The sequence below is a fragment of the Flavobacterium flavigenum genome (assembly GCF_027111255.2).
Lineage (GTDB): Bacteria > Bacteroidota > Bacteroidia > Flavobacteriales > Flavobacteriaceae > Flavobacterium > Flavobacterium flavigenum.
In genome coordinates this window covers 49752-73716 of sequence record NZ_CP114285.2, presented here as the reverse complement: position 1 = coordinate 73716, position 23965 = coordinate 49752, and the positions used below count along the sequence as shown (strand labels likewise).

The window sequence follows — 23965 nt, the reverse complement described above, 5'->3', positions numbered from 1 at the left end:
ACTTTACTATAATTAACCAAAAAAAGAAATCATGAAAAAGTTAAGTTTATTATCCCTGGCAATGACATACCTAATAGGATTTGCATCCTGTTCAGACAATTCCGCTCCTTTATCAGAAAGCCAGTTAGCAAATGTAAATGCAAATAAAAGCACAGGTAAAGTCGCTTCGGCGCCGTGGGTGAAACAATTTGAAGATACTTTTAATGTAGGCTCAAATCTGTCACAATGGACGAAAGAACAACGTACTGATTATAATTCGCCTTATTGTGATTATCATAGTTCGGTACCTACAACTCAATGGAGAGACGGAAAACAGTGTTTAGAAATCAAAACTACTAAATTGAGTGCCAACAAGTATCGATCTGGCTTTATTAGCTCTAATTATCAGTATAAGCCTGAAAACAATACAGAGTATATGCTTTCTGCTAATATTAAATTGGTGGCAATGGACGGCGGAACTTACAAATCTTTCACAGAAACTTATGGTGCCTGGCCTGCTTTCTGGACTGTACAAGGGAACGGATGGCCAACCAAAGGTGAAATCGATATTATGGAAGGCTATTCTTTTGCACCAAATACCAGTCGTTTTGCTTCAAATCTTTTTTATGGAACAGCTGTCGGAACAAATTTATTGGGAAATTCAGCTGAAAGAAATTATCCCGGTAGTTTTAATATTAATGCAAACAATGGATGGCACTTATATGAATCCTTTTGGAAAATGAAAGACAATGTTGTAACAGTAACTATAAAGGTTGACAACATTACAGTTGCCACATATACCAACAGTGGTACAGCTAAACTAAATTTGAATAATTTTGGGGCACATTCGATTGTTTTTAATATGAATGTGGGATCAAAAGATTCCAGCTTCATTGATCCGAATAAAATTAACTTATTTTCGACTGTAATGATGTGGGTAGATGATGTAACCGTTTACAAAAGACCAATCTAAAAATGTTAGTTTATCAATAACAAATAATTCTTTATTATGGCCGAAAGCAATTTCGGCCATTTTGCCTTTATATTAAACTAATTGAAAGCTTCCGTTCAAACCCAAACTTTAATATCAGGCTTGAAAAATTTGAAGGCTTAAAGATTCGAAAAACTCATACGCTCTTTTCTCCGCATAAGAATAGGTTGAATTTCGCATAGGAAAAGCGCAGTGACCACCATATTTTGGGGTTTCAAGATAAACATATTTACTATTTTGGGCTATAGCCCTTGGATAACATCTTTCTCCTAAAAAAGGATCATCAAGCGAATTAATGATTAAAACCGGAGTGGTAATGTCTTTTAGGGAAAATTCAGGCGAAACGCGCTCATAATACTCATCCCGGCTTGCAAATCCGTGTAGTGGCGCTGTAAAATACTGGTCAACTTCATCAAAAGAAGAAATTTTATCAATCTGATCGCTGTTTATAAAATCAGGAAACTGGGCAGCTTTGTATTTAAGCTTTCTTTTAATATCTATTGTAAAATTCTTTAAATAAACCCTGTTAAAACCTTGTTTAAGAACAGCTGCACTTGTCGCTATATGAGTGGGTACCGAAATCGAAACAGCCGCTTTTATGCGTTCATCAATTTTTGTCCAGCCCAAATAATTCAAAAGCTGAACTCCTCCCATAGAATAGCCAATCAGATAAACCTCTTCGAATCCTTTTTTTAAAACAAACTGAACCACTTCATCAAGGTCATCAACCGCACCATGATGATAAAGTCTTGGAAGACGGTTCATTTCTCCTCCGCAAGTACGGTTATTCCAGGCGAAAACTGAAAATCCTTTTTGCTGAAAGTATGCCGAACAGCTATTATTATAAGTCCTGCGTGAATCACCTTCCAGACCGTGACATAAAATAACTGCTTTATTAGGATCGTTTATAATAAAATCTATATTGATAAAATCGCCGTCATTCAGTTCGTATTTTTCCCTGGTATATGCGGGAACTTCAAACTTTTTGAACAAAGCGGCATAAATAGTAGAAATATGTCTGTTGCGATGGACAACAGGAGGAAAATTATACTGTGATTGTTCTATTATTGGCATGATAGAATGTCTTTACAATTCTTCATACAAATCTAAGAAATCAATCAATATTGTAGTTAAAAACTGTCTTTAAATTTTAGTTCAAAATAATTATACAATATAGATTTAAGTTTAAGTTTTAAGCTGCATTTGAAATCTATTTTTTAAAAATCGTATCATATTAATATGGACACTTACATGTTTTTTTTTTGATTAAAGGATTATAACTTTATGATTTTTTATCAAAAAAGCTTTTATTTTTTACTCCAAAATACAATATTCTTAAAAATTAGAAGTTTTAACCTACAATATCGCAATACTACTTTTTACTTACATTAAGTCTTCCGCAAAACTAAGGCATTTATTTTTTTGATATTTCAATATTAAGAGGCTAGATTGTCAAAGTGATATTTTTACACCATAATTTCAGATAAAATATACAGCTTTCAAAAAAAATAAATAATATTGCCAATTAGAAACAATTAAATACCATGCCATCAAATTCCAGTTCAGATCAAAAGAAACTTCTTCTTGAGCTATCTCAGGGAAGTGAACTGGCATTTACAGCGTTATACAATCAATATAAACATATTGTCTATGCAACAGCATTAAGAATAACCAAATCTGTTATTCAGTCTGAAGAAGCTGTTCAGGACGTCTTTTTGAAAATATGGCTCAGTCATCAGAATTTAGGAGAAATTGATAGTTTTGAAAATTATCTTTTTATCATTTCACGAAATCATATATTCAATACAATCAAAAAAATTGCCCGTGAAAGCACCCTAATGACAGAAATCACTTCGAATGATACATTAAGCGATACAGATCACGGTATAAAAGACGATCAGTACAATATAATCCTGAATAAAATAGTGCAACAACTGCCCCCTCAGCAGCAAAAAATCTATAAAATGGCAAAATGGGAAGGATTGAGCCATCAGAAAATTGGTGAAGACTTAGGCATTTCTACAGAAACTGTAAAAAAACATATGGCTCAGGCTCTAAAATTCATACGCCATAAGATTAGTCCGTATATGAATATGTTCCTGTCTGTCCTTCTGTTTTTAAAAAGCGGACTTTAAAAATTTTCTTTCAAAAAGGCATCCTTTGCTATTTTTTTACCATTTTTTTACTTTTTTTTTACTTTCAACTACTCCCTCCCCTTTTTTTAACTGTCTTTATAATAAAAACATGCTAAAAACAGGTACTACCCCCTACTTTTAGTATACTAAAAAAATAACCTCAAATTTTAAATAAGCACTAACTTAATATACAGGACATGCAGCAAAAAAAATTCGAAGAATTATTTGAAAGCTATCTGAAGAATAAATTGTCGGTTTCTGATGAGCAGAAATTGATGGAAATGATCCAGCTGAATTATCATGACGACTTCTTAAAAGAAAAAATTGATTTGATGCTTAGGGAAAATCCTTCTTCTGAATTGTTAGACAAGGAAAAGAGCGATTACATACTCAACAGGATTTTGTCAGATTCAGAAAATAGCCAAAAAGTGGTTTCATTAGAACCACAAAGAAGCAATAAAAAGGTGGTCGTGCGCCTGCTCTTCGCTGCAGCGAGTATCATTGCTTTAATCGCGATTGGCAACAGCCTGTTTTTTAAACCAAAAACAGAAAATACTATTCCCGTTACTGAGCAACCTGTAATTGCAGAAAATACTTCGGTAGACTTTAGCGGAAAACAATTGGTTCGTCTGCCAGATGGAAGTACGGTTATACTGAACGACAATAGTACCTTAAAATATGAACAGAATTCTTTTGGTAACAAAACGCGTGAAGTAACCCTCACCGGGGAAGCTTTTTTTGACATCAAAAGAAACGAAAAGAAGCCTTTCATCGTACATACCGGCAAGGTACAGACGAAAGTTTTGGGTACTGCATTTAATATTAATGCTTTTGATTCTTCTAAAAATATAGAAGTTACGGTGACAAGAGGTAAAGTTCAGGTTGGAGATGCAGAAAAAATATATGGTATAATAACTCCTAATCAGCAGATTAAAGTAAATAAAAATAATTTAAGTTTTGAACAGAATAAAATAAGTGCTGCCGTTGTAACCGAATGGAAAAGCAACTACCTGATTCTGGACGATATCAATATGGAAGAAGCTGTTGCTTTAATTTCGCAGAAATACAAAGTACAGATTTTATTATCGAATGAAAAAATCAGGAATTGCAGGATAACCGCGAGTTTCCTTAATGATGAAGATCTGGATCATGTCTTAAAAGTAATTTCGAGTGTTATTGAAACAGAATATCGTTACAACAAAACCGGAACCATCATTTTGGATGGAAAAGGCTGCGAATAATTAAAAAAGAAAAAGGCTGACTAAACCTCCTACTTTAGAAAGCTAAATAAAATAAATATTAACCTTAAAACCAAAATCTATAATAAATACAAAAAAGCCATCCAGCTCCTACACCAGATGGCCTCGATTCTTAATAATTAAACCAGTAACCATTAAAAACAAGCAAATTTATGAAATTACGCTTTAAAACAACCATGTTTGAAAGTGAAAAGAACAATTCTTTGTTCGGGCTTTCAAAAAAAACCATCATGATCATGCGCATCAGTTTATTCTACATTTTTTTACTCACGTGCGGTACTCCTATGGTATTTGCAAATGAAATGAGTGGTCAGAGTTTAGAAACGATATCTGTTGATATTGAACTTCACAATCAGGATATTAAAACCCTGTTTAAAACTATTGAAAATAAAACGGGATTACTGTTCGCTTATCAGCCACAGCTTATTAATAATTTCCCTAAAATTAGTACACCAAAAGGGAGAAGATCAGTAAGTGAAATTTTAAATGCTGCATTTCAGGGCAGTAATCTGGTTTATAAACAAGTAGATCAAAATGTTATTGTTTATAAAAAAGAAAATCTCAAAGAGACAAAAGCCGAAGCTAATTATTACCTAAGCGGAAAAATTTTAGATGAAAACGGATTTCCTCTACCCGGGGTGAGCGTTTTTCTTGTTGGAAGTAACAAGCATGGGGTATCTGATTTCGATGGGCAATTCTCTATAGAATTACCATCAGGAAAACATGTACTCAGAATATCCTACTTAGGGTATAAAACACAAGATGTTACAGTCGAAAACCAAACTACAGTTACCATCAAAATGCAGCCAGATTTAGCTAAACTTGATGAAATCGTAGTAATTGGTTATGGGACAACTACCAAAAGAACAAATACAGGATCTGTAGTTAAAATTACAGCTGAAGATATTGAAAAACAGCCGGTAACTAACATTTTGCAAACATTACAAGGAAGAACTCCGGGGGTTTTTGTTACACAGACATCAGGATATGCAGGAAGCGATATGAATATTAGTATACGTGGTCGAAATTTTATTCAGGGAGACAACCTACCCTTTTATATTATAGACGGAGTTCCTTATATAGGTGATGATATAAAAGAACAGTCTCAAAAAGATGGAGGTCAGGCAAATATGCAAGTTGTTAGGGGAGCACAAAAAAGAACAAGCCCATTAAACATTCTGAATCCAAATGATATAGAAAGTATTGAAATCCTTAAAGACGCTGATGCTACGGCCATTTATGGTTCAAGAGGAGCTAATGGTGTTGTACTTATTACAACCAAAAAAGGAAAGGCTGGAAAAACAGAATTTACTATAACGACAAACTCCGGGGTCTCTGAAGTAGCCCATATGATAAAAACATTAGATACCCCTGCTTACCTGAATATGCTACAAACTGCCTTAGACAATAATGGTGATGTTGCAAATGTGGATAGTAACGGTATTGCTATTACAGACTGGGATCCTAATGCATACACCAACTGGCAGAAAAAATTGATAGGTGGTACAGCAAATTTCAATAATTATTCAGGTTCATTAAGAGGTGGAAATGATACCACAAACTTTCTTTTAAGTGCCGCTTACCATAAAGAAACTACTGTTGTACCCGGAGATTTCACCTACGATAAATTCTCTACAAACTTTAATTTAAATCACAGCACACTGGATAAAAAATTAAAAATAGGAGCATCTGTCCTTTTATCAACAGATCATAATCAGCTTCCTTTTTTTGATATCACAACTTATGCAGTAGGCACTGCTCCCAACCGCCCAATTTATAATGCAGATGGCAGTTATTACTGGTCTCCGGATTATTTTAGTGATATTAATCCTCTTGCTGCGTTAGGAAAAAGAGTTGATGATAAAGGACTTAACTTAATTACCAGTTTAGCCCTTCAATATGAAATCGTAAAAGGGCTTTCTTTTAAAACAGATTTGGGATACGGAAGGGCTCAAATGCTTACAAAACAGTTTATGCCTGCGTCTGCCAGTAACTACGTATATGACGAAGCGAATGGATATGATACAAATAGATCTTACACTACTTCAACAAACAATACCAATAATTTTACCATAGAGCCTCAGCTTAATTATACAACCCAATTATGGAAAGGCAACCTTACAGCACTTGTTGGAGGATCGTGGCAGGACAGAAAAGCTGAAATGCCGGCTTTTTTAAGTGCCTCAGAATATTCTTCTGATAATTTGATTGGTAATGTAGCAGCTGCAGGAACAATATCTGCATCTAATGGAAGTTCAGAATACAAATACATTTCTCTTTTCAGCAGACTTAATTATAATATTGAAAACAAATACATTCTGAATGTAAACTTCAGAAGAGATGGTTCTTCTAAATTTGGTGCTAATAACCGTTATGGAAATTTTGGTTCTGTTGGAGGAGCATGGATTTTTACCGAAGAAAAGTTCTTAAAGGACAACTCATGGCTAAGTTTTGGTAAAATCCGCTCCAGCTATGGAGAAATTGGAAGCGACGAGATTGGAAATTACAGATATGCCGATACTTATCAAGCACGCACTTATGGTCTTGGAAATCCTTCTATGGTGGCTACCAAAATTGCCAATCCAAATATTAAATGGGGGCTTACCAAGAAATTTGAAGCAGCTTTAGATTTAAGTTTCCTTAAGGATCGTATTTCTTTCACTACAGCTTATTACAAAAATAGTTCCAGTAATCAATTAGTCGATTATACACTTAGTCCACAAGCAGGATTTACCACTTATACAGCAAATTTACCTGCTCAAGTTGAAAATCAAGGATGGGAATTCACTTTAAGTACAACAAACATCCGTACCAAAGATTTAACGTGGTCAACTTCTTTTAATATTTCGACTAACTCAAATAAATTAGCCAAATTTGATGGTATTGAATTTACCAGCTATTACTCTCAATACGTTGTGGGCAGACCTTTAGGCAGCCGATATTTATATACTTATACAGGCAATATTAATGGAGAACCACAATTTAAAGATGCAAACGGGGACGGAAAAATTTCCCGCGGATTAGCAGATACAAAAGTGGGGGACAGAGAATATTATGGTCCAGTATATCCAAAATATTATGGCGGTATCTCAAATACAATTAGCTATAAAGCCTTTACTCTTGACTTTCTATTCCAATTCGTAAAACAGGATGGCACAACATTAATGGCTACTCAGGGTGCTCAGCCAGGATATCCTTATAGTAATGCTAATTTTCAGATAGATGAGTATAGAGATTACTTGGCACAAGGAAATGTTCTAAGCTCAGGTTATCAGAGTGGCTTCTATGATTATATGGGGTCAAATGCTACTATGATCGATGCATCTTATATAAAACTTAAAAATGTAAATGCCTCTTACCAGGTTCCTCTAAAGGAAAGAACTCAGAAATATATAAAAGCAATCCGTCTTTCGCTTCAGGGGCAGAATTTAGTAACCTTTACCAAATATAAAGGGCTTGATCCAGAAACACAAGGATTGGCATTGCCTCCATTACGTACAATAACTTTTGGAACTCAGTTTACATTTTAATTCTACAAATTATGAAAAATATTTTCACTAAATATACCTATATATTTTCGTTTTTTCTTTTAGCAGGACTTACAGGCTGTGACGATATGCTGGATGTCGACATTCCTGTTAACGAAATATCATCTAAAACTGTATATATTTCAGATCCAACAGCAGAGGCTGCTGTAAACGGAATTTATCAGAGTATGGTTACCGCATTTTACTACAATAATGTACATAGCATTCTTGGACAGACTTCTGACGAATTAATACCCCAAAATGGCATTGCAAATGTTTATAGTAGTAATGAAATCCAGAATATTGATAGTACCATAGGCTCAATGTGGACAGAACTATACAAAACAATTTATAATGCTAATAATGTTATTGAAGGAGTGAGCAAAAGCACTACCCTCAATCCTGTTAAAAGCAAACAGTGGATTGCAGAAGCAAAATTTTTAAGAGCCTATTGTTATTTTTACCTGACCAATATTTGGGGTGATGTACCATTAGTACTCACTACAAATATTGATGTTTCTGCATTGTTGCCGCAATCCTCTCAAGAAGCTGTTTATGCACAAATTATACTTGATTTAACTGATGCTTCAAAAGATCTTCCAACGGACTATTCAAAATATAAGCAACAACAAAGAATCAGAGCTACAAAATGGGCTGCTGAGGCTATGCTTTCACGAGTAAATTTGTATTTAGGAAAATGGACTGATGCAGCTACACATGCTACTGCAGTACTAAACGAAACGGGAACCTACAAAATAATTACAGGTTTGAGTGAGTCAAATAGTCCATTTATTTCAGACAATGAGGAATCTATTCTTCAAATACCTTATTATAATGTCAATTATACTTATGAAGGTGCTTTTGTATTTACAACCGGTGGCCGGTCATTATTAAGAAAAGGAAATGCCCTTTTTGAAAAAGGCGATGACAGGAAAACCAATTGGACAGTTGATATTTTTAGAGGCGGGGTATTTTTAGGAGTTGCACCCTATAAGTACAAAGTTAATTTTGGTAGTTCGCTTTCAGAACGCTCGACAGTACTTAGATTGGCAGAGTTATATTTGATAAGAGCCGAAGCCAGAGTAAAATCAAATGATATTACTGGAGCTCAGGAAGATATTAATGTCATTCGAAACAGAGCATTACTTGGGAATACTACTTTAACAGATCCTAATCAATTACTGGATTTAATTGCGCTGGAAAGACAACGTGAGTTTTTTGCAGAAAACGGGCACAGATGGATGGATCTTAAAAGAAACGGAAAACTGGATGAAACCCTGTCTATTTTACCAGACAAAATCTGGAAAACTACTGACCGTTTATATCCAATACCTGAAGAAGCTATTCGCTCTAATCCTTTCTTAAAACAAAATTCAGGATATTAAACACTAAAATTGATGCAAGAATGTGTTTTAGTAAAAAATACATTCTTGCAATTTAAAAAACACTATGGAGACAACAATTGTAAGAGTTGAGGACTTGTCGCATCAATACAGTAAGGATTGGGCAATACAAAATATCAGTTTTGAAATCAAAGAAAACAGGATTTTAGGCCTTTTAGGGTCAAATGGAGCCGGAAAATCGACCACGATGAATATTCTCTGCGGCGTTTTAAACCAGACCAAAGGAAATATATTCATTGACGGAATCAATTTAAAGAAAAATCCTGTCGAAGCTAAAAAACTAATCGGTTTTTTACCGCAGACACCGCCTCTTCACCTTGATTTAACAGTAGATGAATACTTGATTCACTGCGCACAGCTAAGACTGGTAAAAAAAGAAGATTTGAGAAATGCGGTCGAAAAAGCAAAAGAAAAATGCGGTATTTCGCATTTCAGCCACAGGCTAATCAAAAACTTATCAGGTGGGTACAGGCAGCGTGTGGGGATCGCCCAAGCCATTATCCATGAACCGAAGCTTGTTGTTCTGGATGAACCGACAAACGGACTGGACCCTAATCAGATTTTGGAAGTGAGAAACCTAATCAAAAAAATTGCTCAGGATAAGGCCGTAATATTCTCTTCGCACATTCTTTCTGAAGTTCAGGCTACATGCCAGGATATCAGAATGATTGAAAACGGACATATGGTTTTCTCTGATACACTCGATGCTTTTAATAATTATATTGAAGCCAATACTTTAACCGCCAGTTTTGAAAATCCGCCTGCGGTTAATATCCTGAAAGAAATTTCAGAAATTACAGAAGCTGTTTATCTTTCTCCTAAAAAAGTACAAATTACTTTTTCAGGAACGCAGGAAATAGCAGAGAAAATCGTAGCACTGAGCGTTTCTAACAACTGGAAATTACGCGAAATCCAGTTCGAAAAAGTATCCCTTGACGAAATTTTTGCCCAATTATCTAAAAAAGCACCTTCTAAAAACGCTATTCTTTCTTAAATACAAACAAATGAAAACAATATACAGAATTGCTAAAACAGAACTCAACACGATGTTTTATTCTCCTGTCGCCTGGGTCGTTTTAGTCATATTTTCAATTCAGTCCAGTTGGAAATTCTTCGACTCAATCGAACGTTTTGAAAGATCACAAAAAATCGGGCAGGAAATGGACAACTTGTCTCAGATTATATTTTCAGGATTCAGCGGACTTTTTACTGAAATGCAGAATTATCTGTATTTGTATGTCCCACTATTAACAATGGGGTTGGTAAGCCGTGAAATTAACAGCGGTTCTATCAAGCTTTTACTTTCATCACCCATTAAAATAAAAGAAATTGTATTGGGAAAATACCTCGCCATTGCTTCATATTGTATGCTTTTTATTGCGATTTTGGGTATACAGGTTATTATAGCCGGATTTTCTATTGAAAACCTGGATGTTAAATTTGCTATTTCAGGTTTGATTGGCTTGTATTTATTAGTTTGCACCTATGCCGCAATCGGACTTTTTATGTCCTGTCTTACGTCATACCAGGTCGTAGCTGCTATCAGCACTTTGGTCGTTTTAGCAGGTTTAAATTTCATTGGTAAGCTTTGGCAGGATGTTGAGATTCTAAAAGACATTACATATTTTTTATCTATCGCAGGACGCGCAAATGAAATGCTTGAAGGTTTGATTATCAGTAAAGATGTGCTTTATTTTGTGTTGGTCAGCGGTCTTTTTATTGTATTGAGTATCTATAAACTACAGACTGGGCGTGACACACAAACGGCTTCAAAAAGAACCCTAAAATACAGTTTGTTAATTACTGTCGTATTATCACTTGGTTACATTACATCAAGGGCAGCCCTTACTTTCTACTATGATATGACCCGAACAAAAGACAGGACACTTACCCAAAACAGCTTGGATATTGTGAAGCAGATTAATGGTCCGATTAAGATTACGGCTTATGATAATATTCTTGATGTAAATTATTATATGGCTATGCCATATTCTCAAAATGAAGACATTGCCAGCTTTGCTAAATATACACGCTATCTTCCACAAATTGAAATGAACTATGTCTATTATTATGATACTTCTACAAATGCAGAACTTTATCGACAAAATCCGGGATTAAGCGACAAACAGCTTGCTGAAAAAATGGTTGAATCACAGGATATGAAGCTAAAAAAATTATACAATCCTGCTGAAATTAAGAAAATTATTGATCTTGGACCAGAACAGAATCGCGTAGTGAGAACAGTGGAATACAATGGAAAAAAAACATTTTTGAGATTCTACGATGATTTTTTTAAAGCTCCTAGTGAAAAAGAAATTTCTGTAGCTTTAAAACGATTGGTGGTAAAGGCTCCGAAAGTAGTTTTAACAACCGGAAACATGGAACGCAGTATTTCCAAGATCGGAGATAAGAATTACAAAACCGCTTTTAATGAAATTACGTTCAGATATTCGTTAATCAATCAGGGATTTGATGTGGCTACAGTCGATATCAACGCACAAAATATTCCGGCCGATACTGATATTTTAATACTTGCGGATCCTAAAACACAGCTTAGCCAGGGTGCTGTTGACCGAATTACCAAGTACATCGATCAGGGCAAAAATATAATGCTTCTGGCAGAACCTGAAACGAATTCGGCTTTGGCAGCAATAACAGAAAAATTAGGATTGAGTTTTACAAAACAGGCCTTAATTCAGGAAAGCGAAACCAACTCACCGGATTTTCTGGTAACAGAACTTCAAAAAGATGTTGACACTACTTTAATTAAGCTTTCAAAAATTAATAATCCAATTCCGTTTCTGGGAAGCAGCGGTATTATAACAGATAAAGAAACAGGGTTTAAAGTAACACCATTATTAAAAACAAACCATCAGCCGACCTGGGAATCTCAAACGGGTATTACCTCTTTTCCGAAAGAACTAAAAAAACAGCCTTCTCAAAAATCAGTTCCGTTAGTTGTTGCTTTAACGAGAACTATCCATGGAAAATCGCAGAAAATAATTGTGGCAGGTGATGCCGATTTTATGGGAAATGCGGAGTTAAGCAGGGGTGGTTCGGGAACATTTCAGTTTGTGACAGACATTTTCAGCTGGTTAACTAATTACGAATTCCCTATAGATACGACACGTCCTGGAAAAATCGATAAAAAGATTACAGTCAGTTCAAATCAGGTGTTCATAGGCAAAATTCTATTTATTGCATTATTTCCTTTACTGATCATTTTAAGCGGTGCTTTCATATTGATTAGAAGAAATAGAAGATAAAATTACCCCCACTGGTGTCGTTAGAAATGATTTTCGATTTGTTTTTTGTCCCCCAATCAAAAAATACCCAAATTACTTTTTTAACGACCACCATTGGATAAAAAATAAAAAAATGACTAAAAAAAATATCATCTTTGGGATTCTGCTGCTGTCTTTTCACGGTGCATTTTCGCAATTCAAAACCACAATTCCGCTGGATAAAAATGTTACGACCGGCAAATTAAAAAATGGTTTAACCTATTATATCCTGCATAACGAAGAACCAAAAGACAGGGCTAGTTTTTATTTCGTTCAAAATGTGGGTGCCATTTTGGAAGACGATAACCAAAACGGACTCGCGCACTTTCTGGAACACATGGCATTTAACGGAACCGAACATTTTAAAGGAAAAGGCATCATTAAAATGCTGGAAAAAAATGGAGTAAAGTTCGGTAAAGACATTAATGCTTATACCGCTCAGGATGAAACCGTTTACAACATCAGCACAGTTCCGGTAACTAATGAAAAACTGATTGACTCTACCCTTTGGGTTCTGCACGACTGGTCCGGATCTTTGTCTTTAACCAACGAAGAAATTGATGCCGAAAGAGGTGTCATCAGAGAAGAATGGAGAACAAGACGTACAAGTGATTTCAGACTAAAAATGCAGACGGATCAGGTTTTGTATAAAAATTCAAAATATAGCAAAAGAGATGTGATTGGTGATTTAGATATCATCAATAATTTCAAATATGCAGAATTGCGAAACTACTATAAAAAATGGTACAGACCCGATTTGCAGGCTGTAATTATAGTAGGCGATATTGATGTTAAGTTAATGGAGGAAAAAGTAAAAAACATCTTTTCGGGCATTCCTTTAGCTAAAAAAGCAGCAGTTAGAACGTATGAAAAAATACCAAATCATGATGAGTTATATTTCGGAACGGCAACCGATAAAGAAGCTTCTTCTACAGAAATTACACTGCAATATGTTTTGGATGAACCCTTGGTGAAAGACAGTATTATTACCCGAAAAAATGTTATGAACTCTTTTTATACCAATATCCTAAACAATCGTTTCAAAGAATTAATTTTAAAAAATCAGGGTTCAGCATTGAATATTAAGGCTTATTTTGAACCGGTTTCAAGATTAAATACCTCATTTAATATTTCGGCTTCAGCCAAAAAAGGAAAAGTAACCGAAGCTTTTGAAGAAGCTTACACAGAAGCGGAACGTATGAGACGATTTGGTGCCGCACAAGTGGAATTAGACCGCACCAAAAAACTTTTTATCAGTTCATATGATGATTTTCTGAGCAATAAAGATAAAGTCGATAACGAAAGCTGGGCTGATAAACTGACCAATTATTTCCTGAAAGCAAAACCGTTTCTTTCTGCCGATGATGATTATAAACTGATTGTCGGAATCATTAAAAGCATCACTATGGAAGAATTGAACGCTTATGCTAAAACAATCCAGAGACCAACTAATCAGGTTGTTTTGGTAACAGGATCTGAAGATGATAAAGCTAATTTACCAACAAGAGAAGCTGTTACCAATGTGATGAAAAAGGTAGAAAGCATGTCTTTGGAACCTTACACTAAAAAAGAAAACAATGCGCCTTTGATCGAAAAAGAATTAAAACCAGCTGCCATCAAAAAAACATTTGAAGTTGCCGGAATAAAAGATGCAAAAGGATATATTTTAGAAAATGATGCCAAAATAATTGTTTTGCCAACGAACTATTCTCAGGATCAGATTGTTTTTTCTGCTTTTTCAAAAGGAGGTAAATCTTTAGTAAAAACAGAAGATTTAGCATCAGCCGAAATTGCAACTACAATTGCAAGATCTTCCGGTTTAGGAAATTTTGACACTATTGGTTTAAAAGAAAAACTAACCGGAAAAGTAGTCCAGTCTGCTCCGTTTATTGGTGACGAAACACAGGGATTTCAGGGAAGTTCAAACAAAGCCGATTTTGAAACGATGCTGCAGTTAATGTACCTTTCTTTTGAAGCGCCGCGTTTTGATCCAAACATTTTTAATATTTTAAAAGAGCAATATAAAAACCGTTTAGAAACTATTAAAAAAGATAACGGAAGCGCCTTTAAGGATTCTATTGATTTAGCAAATTCGAATCATAATCCAAGAACTTTCCTTTTCAATGAAAAATTCCTTGAAACGATTGATCTGAAAAAAGCAGAAAATATTTACCGCGACCGAATCAAAAATGCAGCTGATTTTACGTTTATTTTTGTTGGAAATATTCCGGACTCAGGGTTAGAATTAATTCAGAAATACGTCGGAAACTTAAAATCGAATCCGGCTGTAAAAGAAAATTTCGTTGATCATCATATCGAACCTAAAAAAGGAAAAACAGTGGTGCATTTCACACGTCCAATGGAAGTTCCAAAAGCAACTGTTTATCTGAATTTAACTGGTAAAACCGAGTACAGCAAAGAAAATGCAATGACGATGTACATCATTGGTGAGTTATTGTCTAAACGCTTTTTACAGACCATTCGCGAGGAAGAAGGCGGAAGTTATGGTGTAAACGTTGGCGGTAATCTGGAACAAATTCCTTCACCAACATTCAGTCTTGCATTAACTTTTGATTGTAATCCAGACAAACAGGAGAAATTAATGCAGATTGTATGGAAAGAATTAAATGATTTGAAGACAGTTCCGGTTAATGCAAATGATCTGGAAGATATTAAAAAAGCACTTCTTAAAAACCGCGAAGAATCATTAAAAACCAACTCTTTCTGGAATACAACTCTTTACAACAACAGTTTAAATCAGATTCCGTTTTTACAGGATGAAGAATATAAAAATTTAATTTCTAAAATTGACCAAAAAACTATTCAGCAGTTTAGTAAGCACGTTTTGGATAGTTCAAGTAGCGTCGAAGTGATTATGAATCCTGAAAAAACTTCAGGAAAATAGGAACTTTAGCATACATTTTTTTTAATTAGTCATTAAAGGTTGCCTTTCCGGGCAGCCTTTCTTGTAAAAAAACGGATATTAAACTAACTCATCTGATAAAATTATTCATTTTTAATTAAGCTTTTTTTAATGAATAAGTTGACACTATGCTTATTAAAATCAATCTTCATAAAGTTAGAATGGAATAAAAAAATCCAAACACCAGTATGATTTGGTATTTGGATTTTATAATATAAGTTTGGATGTAAAAATTTAATCCAGAATAAAACTAACACTTACATTGGCAGTGATTTCAATTTCTCCAATGGCCATTGTCTCATTTGATGGAACTGAATCTGCAGATTCCTTCATTCTCATGGAAGCGTACATAGGCTGTGGCTGATATATTTGTGAATTATCCGAAATAACAAAAGCCTTCCCTATTTTTTGTCCTAACACTGAAACATAATCTTCTGCTTTTGCTTTAGCATCTTTCATCGCTAATTTTCTTGCTTCTGATTGATGCTGTGCTAATTTAGACGACTCAAAAGAAACTTTATCGATACGATTAATGCCTTGCTGAACCAGTCCTTCCATCAACTCATCATATTTAGACAAATCTTTCAACAGAATTTCTACTGTCTGAACCGCATTGTAGCTTGTTTTCTTTTTTTCATAATCGTACTGCGGGTTGAGTGCAACCTGTTTTGTTCTAAAATCAGCCGTTGGAATATTCATTTTTTTGATGAATTTTAAAACAGCGTCGATTTTTTCGTCATTTTGTTTTTTGACATCTTTAGCATTATTTCCTTTGGTTTCAACTGTAGCAGATATCGTAACCTGATCCGGAACAATTTTTACTTTTCCTTCTCCGTTAACATTGATTTGGGGAATTTGTTTTGTTTCCTGGCCGTAAGACATTGTCATAAACGTTATTGTTAAAAATAAGACTAGTTTTTTCATTTTTGTTATATTTAAGATTATTGATAAGGGCATTTCAAAAGTTGTGCCAGCATTACAATTTCCCGAATTTCGCCATAACAAAAAGTATCAAAATAGGAATTGCGAGTAAGATTGTCATCAAACTATGATCTGCAATTAATGATGGCTCTTTTATCAAAGTAATCAAATAACCTCCTACAGCTCCTCCAAAATGTGCTGTGTGTCCAATATTATCATTTTTGGCTTTCATTCCGTAAATCGAATACAATAAGTATAAAATTCCGAAAAGGTAGGCTGGAATCGGAATTACAAAAAAGATTCCCAGCATCATATCAGGCTGCAATAAAATAGCCGAATATAAAACACCCGTTACAGCACCGGATGCTCCTACTGCCCTGTAGCTATAATCATTTTTATGAAAAATCATTGTAAGGAGACTCCCAAAAATTAAACTTCCAAAATAAACTAAAACAAAGGAAAAAGTACCAAGCCAGTTTAAAACTACTGGGGCAAAAAACCAAAGTGTCAGCATATTAAAAGCCAGGTGCATCATATCTGCATGCAAAAAGCCCGAAGACAACATCCTGATTTGTTCGCCCGAACGAATGCTTCCTACATGAAATTCGTATTTTCTAAAAAAATAAAGATCGTTAAACCCTTTATAACTAATTAAAACATTGGCAATGATAATTCCTATCAAAATGGTATTCATAAATAATAATTATTGTGAATTGTAAATATAAGCATTCTCAGGAAAGGTTAGAGATTTACTAAATTTTAAGTCCGAAATTTTTTTTATTTTATCTTTGCAAAAAAAATTAGATGCAGTTTCTCATTTATATCTTAGCCTATCCCATACTGTGGCTTATTTCCATACTTCCATTTAGAATATTTTACTGGTTTTCAGATTGTGTTTATTTTCTGGTGTATTATATTATTGGTTATCGTAAAAAAGTTGTCCGCGAGAACCTGTCACTTGCATTGCCTCATTTGAATGATGCTGAAAGAAAAAAAATCGAAAAGAAATTTTATCAGCATATGTGCGACATGTTTTTAGAAATGATTAAAACAATGAGTATTTCACCTGAGGAAATGGAAAAGAGATTCCATGTCACTAACATAGATCTCATATTAGATTATGCTAAAAAAGGAAAAAGTGTAATATTAGTAGCCTCACATTATGCAAGTTATGAATGGCTTTTGACCATTAATCCTAAACTTGGATTTCAGGGAGTTGCTGTATATAAAAAACTTGCTAATCCATATTTTGACAAATTGATTCGGAAAATTCGTACGAAATATAATTGCGAAATGATTCCAACCAAAAATGCTATTCCACTTATGGCACAAAACCAGCGTGAAGGAAAACTAAGCTTATATGGTTTAGCCAGTGATCAGTCACCTAAATCAGACCGTATTTTTCATTCGAACGATTTTATGGGAATTGAAGTTCCAGTGCATACCGGTGCTGAAATGCTTGCAAAAAAATACGACTTAAGCGTTATAATGGTAAAAGTTAAAAAGGTAAAAAGAGGCTACTATGAAGCTACTTTTCTTACTCTTGCAGATAATCCAAAAGATTATGAAGATTTCAAAATTACAGAAATGTATATAAAGGAATTGGAAAAACAAATTTACGAAGTGCCCGAATATTATTTGTGGACACACAAAAGATGGAAACACCGAAAAAATTAAAAAAAAGCTCAAAAGTTATATAACTTTTGAGCTTTTTTTGCGAATAGAATCGAATTTATTCTTTTACAAGATAAATACCGTCCTCTTTTATTTCTATGAGTTTTTCTTTATACAAAGCACCTATTGCTTTTTTGAACGTTTTTTTACTCATTTTTAAAACTGTCTTGATATCTTCAGGATGTGAATTATCATTTAAACGCAGAAAGCCGCGATTAGCTCTTAATTCATCTAAAATTTTCTCTGCATTAGGTTCGATACTTTGATACCCCTGAATTTGCAATGCTACATCTATTTTGTTATCTGGACGAATATTTTTGATGTAGCCCCGCATTCTGTCGCCTGTCCTTATCGAATCGTCGTATACTTCATCTTTATAAAGTAATCCTTTATGCTGTTCGTTAATAATAACGTTAATACCGATTTCTGTAATGTGAGAAACGATTAAATCAACCTCTTCCCCTTTTTCAACCGTTAAATTATCATTACTCAGGAACTGATTGGTTTTACTTGATGCTACTAAACGTTTTGTCTTCTCATCCATGTAAAGGTAAACAAGATAACGTTTCCCTTTTTCCATCGGACGCGCCTGTTCCTTAAACGGAACGAGAATATCCTTCTCCATTCCCCAATCCATAAATGCTCCAACCTGATTGATATAATTCACTCGTAGGAGTGCGAATTCATTCAGCAAAATATAAGGTTCAAGTGTTGTAGCAACCGGGCGCTGTTCATGATCCAAATAAACAAAAACAACGAGTTCTTCGCCTATTTCAAATTCATTAGGAACGTATTTATTTGGTAGTAATATATCATGAATTCCTTCCGGGTCTTTTTCAGGATTTCCTAAAAACAAACCCACTTTTGTATCACGTAATATGGTAAGTGTATTGTATTTTCCTATTTCAATCATATTCTGAAGTTCTAAGCTGACTCAGCTAAGTTTTAAAATGCAAATGTACGAAGTTTGAAAGTGAGTACAGCGAAAAATATTTTTATAAAAAGTGAACGAGCCTCTTTTATTATAATTAAATTTGAGAACATTAAATAATTCTCCCATCAAATGAAAAAAAATATCTTTTATTTCGTTTTTATCTTTTTGTCTTTTTATCAAATAGCTATTTCTCAGGTTGCTGAAGATTCGGAGATAAAAAAAATGATTTCTGAAGTTAAGACTCAAAATTTGGAAGCAACTATTCGAAAATTAGTCACTTTTGGAACCCGACATACTTTAAGTGATACTAAAAGCAAAACAAAAGGGATTGGCGCTGCACAACAATGGGTAAAATCTGAGTTTGATAAATATGCCTTAGAATCTGGCGGAAGACTTACTTCGACAATAGACTATTTTACGGTCAAAGCAGATGGAAAACGAATTATAACCGACAGTCAGCTGGGGAATGTAATGGCAACTCTAAAAGGAACAAATCCTAATGATAATCGTGTACTTATTATTAGCGGACATCTTGATTCACGTGTTTCTGATGTAATGAATGTAACATCTGATGCACCTGGTGCAAATGATGATGGTTCAGGAGTTGCTGCTGTAATGGAGCTCGCAAAAATAATGAGTAAAAGATCTTTTTCTGCTACGATCATTTTTGTAGCTGTAACAGGTGAAGAACAAGGATTGTATGGATCCAGACATCTGGCAGAGTTAGCAAAAGCATCTAACTGGAATATTATTGCTATGTTAAATAATGACATGATTGGCAACAGTCTATCTAGCGAAACTAATTTAAGAGACAATACACAAGTCAGGGTGTTTAGTGAAACTATTCCGTTTTTAGAAACTGAAGAAGAAGCTAAAATGCGTAAAGCAACTAATCGTGATAATGACAGTCCTTCAAGATTATTAGCCCGTTATATTAAAACAGTAACAGAACAATATGTTGATCAGCTTTCTGTAAAATTAGTGTATAGAAATGATCGTTTTTTACGCGGTGGTGATCATACTCCATTTAGTCAAAATGGTTTTACTGCGGTTCGTTTTTGTGAAATGAATGAAAACTTTGATCATCAGCATCAGGATTTGAGAACAGAAAACAATACTAAATTTGGCGATCTTCCTGAATTTATGGATTTCGATTATTTGAGAAAAAATACATGTGCAAACCTAGCTGTTTTAGCTAATCTGGCCTGGTCTCCAAAAGCTCCTGTAAATGTTGGAATTGAAGTTAAAAACCTTTCTAATTCATCTACTTTAATCTGGAATGCTCCAGAAGATAAACCACAATTCGGATACCAAATTTTGATGAGGGAAACTTCATCTTCTCATTGGGAAAAGACTTTTTTTACAAAAGATACTAAAGCTGAAATTCCATACTCTAAAGACAACTATTTCTTTGCTGTACAAACAGTTGATGCCTTAGGTCATTCAAGCCTCCCTGTTTTTCCAATTCCAATTAGATAAAATAGTCAAAAAAAGCGCCTAAATTGTCGCTTTTTTTATTATTGTATATTATTTCTTAAATCAACTCTTTAAAATATTGTTTCAAAACAACATCATTTTCAGCAGTAGGCGTAAATATTTCTAAAATAGCAGGAGCGTCATTGGTTTCATAAAAAGATATGATGTTTTTGTCTAATGAATCGGTATCAGCTGCCGTAAAATAATTCATGTGATACATTTTTGCCAGATGCTCTGCTGTTAAATGGTGTGAAGTTTCAAAATAAGTATTAAAAACAGGTTTTTCTTGATGCCCCGGCAAAATCCTGAAAATTCCTCCTCCTCCATTATTAATCAAAATGATTTTGAAATTTTTAGGAATATATGCATTCCACAAAGCGTTGCTGTCGTATAAAAAGCTTATATCGCCGGTAATAAAAATGGTTTGTTTTTGACTCGCGACAGCAGCGCCAATTGCTGTGGAGGTACTTCCATCGATACCACTCGTGCCTCTGTTGCAAAAAACCTCGATAGAAGAATCAATATCAATTAATTGTGCATATCGAATAGCCGAACTATTACTAATCTGTAACTGAGTACTTTTGGGCAAAGATTCGATTATTTCTTTGAATACTTTAAAATCTGAAAATGGTACTTTTTCTAAATACTTTTTCCTTTTAATTTTTCGGAGCTGATAGACCTGATTAATTTGCTCAAAATAATCACTTTCTGTAAAAATAGTTTTAGGCAATAAATCATTAAAAAAATCATTTGGCTGCATTACAAAATGTTTGGTCAGTGCATTGAATGTGTCATAAGCACGCAGCGTATCAATGTGCCAGTGATGCTGTGGTTTGTATTTTCTTAGAAAGCCTTTAATACGCTTGGAAACTACCATTCCTCCAAAGGTTATTAAAATTTCAGGTTCAAATTCCTTAAAGTCTGAATCATCAAAAGGAGTAATTAAGGTGTCTATACTATTAATAAAATTGGGATGATGCAAATTAGAAGTAGTTTCAGTCAGCACAACAATTGATGGGTCATTAGCTAGGTTTTCAATTGTTTTTGGATCAATAGAATCTCCTTCATTTACACCAACTAAAACCAGTTTTCGCTTAGCTGAATTCCAAATTGAAACAAAATCTGCTACATTTTCAATTGCTTTTTTTTCAATGATTTCATCAGCACGTGTGATTTTTGGTTCAACTGAAAGTGTGTCTGTGGTTTCATAAAGAGGCTCTTCAAAAGGTGCATTAATGTGAACAGGTCCTTTTTGAAGAATTGCCGTTTCTATAGCTTTATTTATTTTAAGGTCATTTTCTTCCGAAGCTTCTTCAGTTAAATTAGCATTGAAAACCGAATGATTCTGGAAAACATTTTGCTGGCGAATCGTTTGACCATCACCAATATCAATTTTATTTTGCGGACGATCTGCCGAAATTACAATCAACGGAATCTGGCTGTAAAATGCTTCGGCTACAGCGGGATAATAATTTAATAATGCCGACCCAGATGTACAGACAACAACCGTTGGCTTTTTTGTTTGCTGGGCAATTCCCAAAGCAAAAAATGCAGCACAACGCTCATCTGCAATACTGTAACACTTAAAATTAGGATTTTGGGCGAAACCAATCGTTAAGGGGGCATTTCTTGATCCCGGAGAAATTATAATGTTGTGAATTCCTTTTGCCGAGCAAATTTCGATAATGCTTTGAGCAAGTGGTATTTTGGGGTAAATCATTCTAATAGTGTATTATTTTAAAGAAATTTAAAAATAAAAATTTCTTTTTGACAACACAAAGTTACAAACTTCACTCCTGATTTAACTTAAAAACAGCAAGATATTAAATGTGTTTTTAGAAAAAGGAAATACATTTGCAAAACTGATTTTCATAAGAATGAAGATCTCTATTTTTATCTTATTATTATGAACTTAACACTTAGGCCCGCGACATCAAACGATTTAGGCAAAATCCTGGACATCGTTAATCATTCTATCTTGCATACTACAGCAAATTATAGTTATGAAATTCAAAATTTAGAAGTTCAGACGAAATGGTTTGAAGATAAGACCGCTAAAAATCTTCCTGTAGTGGTGGCTGATTTAGATGGTGAAGTTGTTGGTTTTGGAAGTTATGGGCAATTCCGTGAAAAAATTGGCTATCAGTATACAGTTGAACATTCAGTGTATGTTGTAGATAATGTAATCGGAAAAGGTGTTGGTTCAAAATTGTTAACTGAGTTGATTCGGTTAGCAAAAGCTCAGGGATATCACGTTATGATTGGCGCAATCGATGCTGATAATACTGGAAGTATTGCTTTTCATGAAAAATTTGGATTTGTTTCTATTGGAACAATTCGCGAAGTTGGTTACAAATTTGATCATTGGCTTGATCTTGTATTCATGCAATTGATTTTGGAATAATATAGTTGAAAGCAAATACATTAAAAATTGAAAAAAATTAGAAGATAAAAATCATATCCAAAAATCCGGTTTACATATAGTATCTTTGCCACTTTGCAAATATTATGGATTTTACCCTGCTCTCATCACCTTTACAAGGATTTACCGATTTTCGTTTTAGAAATGCCCAAAACAAAATTTTTGGCGGAATCGATACATTTTATTCCCCTTACATTCGTCTGAATGGAAAATTGGTTATAAAATCATCTTATGAACGAGATTTACTTCCTGAAAATAATATTGGCCTAGAGGTAATTCCGCAGGTAATAACAAATGATGCAGATGAATTTTTATTTGTGGCTAAGTATGTCAGGGAATTAGGTTATAAAGAATTAAACTGGAATTTAGGATGTCCGTATCCAATGGTTACCAAATCCGGAATGGGCTCGGGTTTGATTAAAAACACTGACCAAATAAATCATATTCTGGACAGGGCACATGCTGAAACCGATATTATTGTATCTATGAAAATGCGGCTGGGATATGAGACTACAGAAGAAATTCTGGATGTTTTGCCAATTTTAGATACCTACCCTATTAAAAATATTGCGATTCATGCCCGTATTGGCAAACAATTATACAAAGGCGGTGTTCACCTGGATGCGTTTCAGCAATGTATTGAGAATACAAAGCATAAATTGTATTATAATGGAGATATTACTTCGGTAGCAAAATTTCATGAAATGCAGGATCGTTTTCCGACGATAGACCATTGGATGATTGGACGAGGATTAATTGCTGATCCTTTTTTGCCTTCGATGATAAAAAATAACAGCCCGGAATACCCTGCAAACCGAATGGAATTATTCAGTGAATTTCATGATACTTTATATGCTATTTACAGTGAATCATTATCCGGACAAACACATATTTTACTGAAAATGTATCATTTATGGGAATATTTTGCAGAAACATTTTCAAATCCGCATAAAGTATTAAAACTGATAAAAAAAGCAAAAAGCTTTCGAAATTATGAAGCAGCAGTTGCCTCAATTTTCAAAAACGAAAAATGAGAT

General features: G+C 34.2%; 17 protein-coding genes. 12 read left to right on the top strand and 5 right to left on the bottom strand.

Annotated features, from left to right (window positions below; genetic code table 11):
• Positions 1-31: 31 nt before the first annotated feature.
• Entirely contained in the window at positions 32-952 is a 921-nt protein-coding gene (locus OZP09_RS00335) for a glycoside hydrolase family 16 protein (protein ID WP_269235904.1), read from the top strand.
• Between the two features lie 114 nt (positions 953-1066).
• Here OZP09_RS00335 and OZP09_RS00330 read toward each other — a convergent pair whose 3' ends face one another.
• Positions 1067-2044 carry a YheT family hydrolase gene (locus OZP09_RS00330; RefSeq protein ID WP_281310065.1) on the bottom strand — a complete coding sequence of 326 codons (978 nt, stop codon included), beginning with the start codon at positions 2042-2044 and terminating at the stop codon, positions 1067-1069.
• 470 nt (positions 2045-2514) lie between these two features.
• Here OZP09_RS00330 and OZP09_RS00325 point away from each other — a divergent pair, with 470 nt between their 5' ends.
• From OZP09_RS00325 to OZP09_RS00295, 7 genes are all read left to right on the top strand, one after another.
• Complete coding sequence (locus OZP09_RS00325) at positions 2515-3105, top strand: RNA polymerase sigma factor (protein ID WP_269235902.1); 591 nt, start codon at positions 2515-2517, stop codon at positions 3103-3105.
• 197 nt (positions 3106-3302) lie between these two features.
• Positions 3303-4346 (top strand): FecR family protein, encoded by a 1044-nt coding sequence (locus tag OZP09_RS00320; RefSeq protein WP_281310064.1) that lies wholly within the window; start codon positions 3303-3305, stop codon positions 4344-4346.
• Between the two features lie 170 nt (positions 4347-4516).
• The gene (locus OZP09_RS00315) at positions 4517-7894 is read left to right on the top strand and encodes a SusC/RagA family TonB-linked outer membrane protein (RefSeq protein ID WP_281310063.1); all 3378 of its coding nucleotides are present in this window, start codon (positions 4517-4519) and stop codon (positions 7892-7894) included.
• An 11-nt stretch (positions 7895-7905) separates the two neighbouring features.
• Positions 7906-9276, top strand: coding sequence for a RagB/SusD family nutrient uptake outer membrane protein (locus OZP09_RS00310; RefSeq protein WP_269235896.1), 1371 nt, complete (start codon positions 7906-7908; stop codon positions 9274-9276).
• Between the two features lie 64 nt (positions 9277-9340).
• On the top strand, positions 9341-10288 hold the full coding sequence (locus OZP09_RS00305; protein WP_269235895.1) for an ABC transporter ATP-binding protein: 948 nt from the start codon (positions 9341-9343) through the stop codon (positions 10286-10288).
• 10 nt (positions 10289-10298) lie between these two features.
• The gene (locus OZP09_RS00300) at positions 10299-12560 is read left to right on the top strand and encodes a Gldg family protein (RefSeq protein WP_269235894.1); all 2262 of its coding nucleotides are present in this window, start codon (positions 10299-10301) and stop codon (positions 12558-12560) included.
• A gap of 112 nt (positions 12561-12672) precedes the next feature.
• Positions 12673-15483 carry a M16 family metallopeptidase gene (locus OZP09_RS00295; RefSeq protein WP_269235893.1) on the top strand — a complete coding sequence of 937 codons (2811 nt, stop codon included), beginning with the start codon at positions 12673-12675 and terminating at the stop codon, positions 15481-15483.
• A 252-nt stretch (positions 15484-15735) separates the two neighbouring features.
• Here the strand turns inward: OZP09_RS00295 and OZP09_RS00290 are convergent, their stop codons facing one another.
• Both OZP09_RS00290 and OZP09_RS00285 read right to left on the bottom strand, forming a co-directional pair.
• A complete protein-coding gene (locus OZP09_RS00290) occupies positions 15736-16425 on the bottom strand; it encodes an SIMPL domain-containing protein (protein WP_269235892.1) in 690 nt (229 codons plus the stop codon).
• Between the two features lie 52 nt (positions 16426-16477).
• Positions 16478-17116 carry a rhomboid family intramembrane serine protease gene (locus tag OZP09_RS00285; protein ID WP_269235891.1) on the bottom strand — a complete coding sequence of 213 codons (639 nt, stop codon included), beginning with the start codon at positions 17114-17116 and terminating at the stop codon, positions 16478-16480.
• 110 nt (positions 17117-17226) lie between these two features.
• Here OZP09_RS00285 and OZP09_RS00280 point away from each other — a divergent pair, with 110 nt between their 5' ends.
• Entirely contained in the window at positions 17227-18099 is an 873-nt protein-coding gene (locus OZP09_RS00280) for a lysophospholipid acyltransferase family protein (protein ID WP_281310062.1), read from the top strand.
• A 55-nt stretch (positions 18100-18154) separates the two neighbouring features.
• On the opposite strand, the gene OZP09_RS00275 is transcribed toward OZP09_RS00280, so the two are convergent.
• A complete protein-coding gene (locus tag OZP09_RS00275) occupies positions 18155-19009 on the bottom strand; it encodes a CvfB family protein (protein ID WP_269235890.1) in 855 nt (284 codons plus the stop codon).
• 150 nt (positions 19010-19159) lie between these two features.
• Here OZP09_RS00275 and OZP09_RS00270 point away from each other — a divergent pair, with 150 nt between their 5' ends.
• The gene (locus tag OZP09_RS00270; protein ID WP_281310061.1) at positions 19160-20509 is read left to right on the top strand and encodes a M28 family metallopeptidase; all 1350 of its coding nucleotides are present in this window, start codon (positions 19160-19162) and stop codon (positions 20507-20509) included.
• A 55-nt stretch (positions 20510-20564) separates the two neighbouring features.
• On the opposite strand, the gene menD is transcribed toward OZP09_RS00270, so the two are convergent.
• Positions 20565-22226 carry a 2-succinyl-5-enolpyruvyl-6-hydroxy-3-cyclohexene-1-carboxylic-acid synthase gene (menD, locus tag OZP09_RS00265; RefSeq protein WP_281310060.1) on the bottom strand — a complete coding sequence of 554 codons (1662 nt, stop codon included), beginning with the start codon at positions 22224-22226 and terminating at the stop codon, positions 20565-20567.
• A gap of 186 nt (positions 22227-22412) precedes the next feature.
• On the opposite strand from menD, the gene OZP09_RS00260 reads away from it, so the two are divergent.
• Entirely contained in the window at positions 22413-22910 is a 498-nt protein-coding gene (locus OZP09_RS00260) for a GNAT family N-acetyltransferase (RefSeq protein WP_269235888.1), read from the top strand.
• Positions 22911-23014: 104 nt separating this feature from the next.
• Entirely contained in the window at positions 23015-23962 is a 948-nt protein-coding gene (locus OZP09_RS00255) for a tRNA dihydrouridine synthase (RefSeq protein WP_281310059.1), read from the top strand.
• Positions 23963-23965: the final 3 nt, after the last annotated feature.